We start from the raw sequence: 3,403 nt of genomic DNA, 5'->3' as shown, positions 1-3,403 counted from the left end.
CTCCAGCGCCGCCACCACGTCCGCCTTCGTCACCCGCCCCTGCGGTCCACTGCCCGGAATGGTCGCCAGGTCCAACCCGTGCTCGCGCGCCATGCGCCGGGTCACCGGCGTGGCCAGCACCTTCGACGCCTGCGCCGAAGCACCCGCCGCGGGAGCCGTCGCCTGCGCCGGAGCCGCCGCGGCCGCCTGCGCCGGAGCCGCCGCGCCATGGCCCGCGGCCTGCGCCGGAGCCGCGCCGTCGATCTCCAGCGTGACGAGGGGGTGGTGCACCTTCGCGATGTCCCCTTCCTTGCCGTGCGTCGACACGACGCGCCCGGCCTTCGGGCTGGGGACGGTGACGGTGGCCTTGTCCGTCATCACCTCGGCGAGCACCTGGTCTTCCTTGACGACGTCGCCGGCCTTGACGTGCCACTTGACCAGCTCGCCCTCCATCACGCCTTCACCGAGGTCGGGGAGCTTGAATTCGAAGGTTGCCATGGGGGGGTGTCTTTCCGAGAGGAACGGGGGTTGCGTCAAGCCACGAATCGAGGCCCGGTCAGCCGAGCCGCTCGAGGCGCTCGCGCTCCATCAGGCCCTTCATGAAGAACTCGGCGGCGCGGTAGCTGGAGCGCACCAGCGGACCCGAGGCCACGTAGAGGAAGCCGTAGGACTCGGCCAGCTTCTTGTACGACTCGAACTGCGCCGGGGTGACGAAGCGCTCCACCCGCAGGTGGTACTGCGAGGGCTGCAGGTACTGGCCCAGCGTGAGCACGTCCACGCCCACTTCACGCAGGTCCTTGAAGGTCTGCTCCAGCTCCGCGTCCGTCTCGCCCAGGCCCACCATGACGGACGTCTTGGTGTAGAGGCCCTCGGGACGGTTCTTCAGGTACTCGAGCACCTTGAGCGACTGGGCGTACTTCGCGCGGCGGTCTCTCACCGTCGGCGTGAGGCGCTCCACCGTCTCCACGTTGTGGGCGACGACGTGCGGCTTGGCCTCGGCCACCGTGGTCAGGTCCTTCTCCACGCCCTTGAAGTCGGGGATGAGCACCTCGACGATGGTGCGCGGGCTCTCCCGGCGCAGCTCGCGGATGGCGGAGGCGAAGTGGCTGGCGCCGCCGTCCGGCCGGTCATCCCGGTTCACCGACGTGACGACGATGTACTCCAGGTCCATCTCCTTGACGGCCTGGGCCAGATGGATGGGCTCCATCGGATCCAACGGCGGGGGCGCCCCCACCTTCACGTGGCAGAAGCGGCACGCGCGCGTGCACACCTCACCCATCAACATCACCGTGGCCGTGCCACCCCCCCAGCACTCGGCGATGTTCGGGCAGCGGGCCTCTTCGCAGACGGTGGCCAGCTTCGTGCGCTTCACGATGGCCTTGACCCGCTCGTACCCTTCGCCGTGCGGCAGCCGGACCTTCAGCCAGTCCGGCTTGCGGGTGGTCTCAGTCACCTGGGGCAGCGGGAACCGATCAGGAGTCGCCATGGGTCGCGGGCCTTCTATGGTTTGGGCGGAAGACGTTCAAGCCTGAAGCCTCTAACGCGAGGCGTCAGCTCTGGCAGGCCCTTCGCGCGCGTCGCTTTCCTACTAATGCTCCCGCTCCGGCCGGGCAGCCCCACACCTGGGCACCGGAGGGCCTGGATGTCCCGACTTGGGCGCCGCTGCCCCGACGGCGTGCCAGTCCATCGCTGGCCCTCCTGGTGTGCAGGCATCCTGGCCACCCGCCCCAGCGGACGCCGGACATGGAAAGGCCGTCCTCGGAACCACGCTCCGGGACGGCCTGACCTTCGACGAGCCTGGGCCTAGAAGTGGCGGGGGTGACCCAACGTGGCCTCGGCGCCCTCGTGGACGATTTCCGAGAGCGTCGGGTGGGCGTGGATGGTGCCCGCCAGCTCCTCGGTGGTGATCTCCAGCTTCAGCGCGACGCACGCCTCGGCCAGCAGCTCCGTGGCGTGGGGCCCGATGATGTGGATGCCCAGCACCTCGTCGTACTTCTTGTCGGAGACGATCTTGATGAGGCCGGTGGCCTCATTGGTGATGGACGACTTCGTCACCGCGCCGAACGGGGCGTTGCCGATCTTGACGTCGTAGCCGCGCTCCTTGGCCCTCTTCTCCGTCAGGCCCACCGAGGCGACCTCGGGGTAGCAGTACGTGGCCGACGGGGTGAGGTCGTAGTTGATGGGCTGCGGGTTCTTCCCGGCGATGTGCTCCACCGCGAGCACGCACTCGGAGCTCGCCATGTGGGCCAGCATCGGCGTGGGGATGACGTCGCCCACGGCGTAGACGTTGGGCTCGCTGGTGCGCAGCATCGCGTCGACCTTGATGTAGCCGCGCTCCGTCTTGATGGACGTCTTGTCCAGGCCCACGTCCTCGGTGACGGGCGAGCGGCCGACGGCGGACAGCAGCAGCTCCGCCTCCAGCGTCTTCGTCTCGCTGCCCACCTTCATGGTGACGCGCACGCCGTCCGCAGTGTGCTCCACCTTCTCCACCGCGGAGCCGGTGTGCACGTCGATGCCGCGACGGCGGAAGAGCTTCTCCAGCTCCTTGGAGATGTCCGCGTCCTCGATGGGGAGCAGCGCGGGCAGGAACTCCACGATGGAGGTCTTGCTTCCCACGTGGTTGAAGATGGAGGCGAACTCACAGCCGACCGCGCCAGCGCCCAGGACGATGATGCTCTTGGGGATGCGGTCGAGCTGCAGGACGGAGTCGCTGTTGAGCACGCGCTTGTGGTCCACCGGCACGTTCGGCAGGGACTTGGGCACCGAGCCCGTCGCGATGATGATGTTCTTCGCGTCCAGGACCTGCTTGGAGCCGTCCTCGGCGGTGACTTCCACCTTGCCCTTGCCGGCGATGCGGCCGTGGCCCTTGATGACCGTCACCTTGTTCTTCTTCATCAAGAAGTCGATGCCGTTGGCACCCTTGGTGACGACCTTGTCCTTGTGCTTCATCGCGTTCGGCCAGTTGACCGTCGGGCTCGACAGGTCGATGCCGAAGTCCCCCGCCTCCTTGACGTGGTGGAACAACTCCGCCGTCCACAGCAGGGACTTGGTGGGGATGCACCCGCGGTGGAGGCAGGTACCGCCCAGACGCTTGTCCTTCTCGATGATGGCCGTCTTCAGCCCGAGTTGCCCCGCGCGGATGGCACCCACGTAGCCGCCAGGGCCCGAACCGATGATCACCACGTCGAACGTCTCAGCCACGCACGCCTCCGTCATTATTTGCGGATGGAACCCGGTGGGGCTGATAACCCCCGCTCCCGGTCGGAATCAAGGAGATTGCTCGTGCGCCGTTTCCCGCTCAGAACCCTCCTCCTGATGCTCGTGGCGCTGCTCGCCTTCACCCGCCTGTGGTGCGTGACGCACCAGGATGAGACGGCCGGGGCCTCGCCCGCGAGCTCCCCCACCCCGGACGCCACCGCCACGT

The 3,403-nt window shown here is 68.0% G+C and carries 3 protein-coding genes; all 3 read right to left on the bottom strand.

Annotated elements, in window-relative coordinates:
- The coding region (locus FJV41_RS48525; protein WP_181791501.1) for a biotin/lipoyl-containing protein at positions 1 to 477 on the bottom strand (477 nt) is incomplete at its 3' end.
- A 58-nt stretch (positions 478 to 535) separates the two neighbouring features.
- Positions 536 to 1,465 carry a lipoyl synthase gene (lipA, locus tag FJV41_RS48520; RefSeq protein ID WP_141649413.1) on the bottom strand — a complete coding sequence of 310 codons (930 nt, stop codon included), beginning with the start codon at positions 1,463 to 1,465 and terminating at the stop codon, positions 536 to 538.
- Between the two features lie 317 nt (positions 1,466 to 1,782).
- Positions 1,783 to 3,180: a dihydrolipoyl dehydrogenase gene (gene lpdA, locus FJV41_RS48515; protein WP_141649412.1), complete on the bottom strand. Its 1,398-nt coding sequence runs from the start codon at positions 3,178 to 3,180 to the stop codon at positions 1,783 to 1,785.
- Positions 3,181 to 3,403 lie beyond the last annotated feature (223 nt).

The sequence above is a fragment of the Myxococcus llanfairpwllgwyngyllgogerychwyrndrobwllllantysiliogogogochensis genome, from assembly GCF_006636215.1.
GTDB lineage: Bacteria > Myxococcota > Myxococcia > Myxococcales > Myxococcaceae > Myxococcus > Myxococcus llanfairpwllgwyngyllgogerychwyrndrobwllllantysiliogogogochensis.
This window is presented reverse-complemented; position numbering and strand designations above follow the sequence as displayed.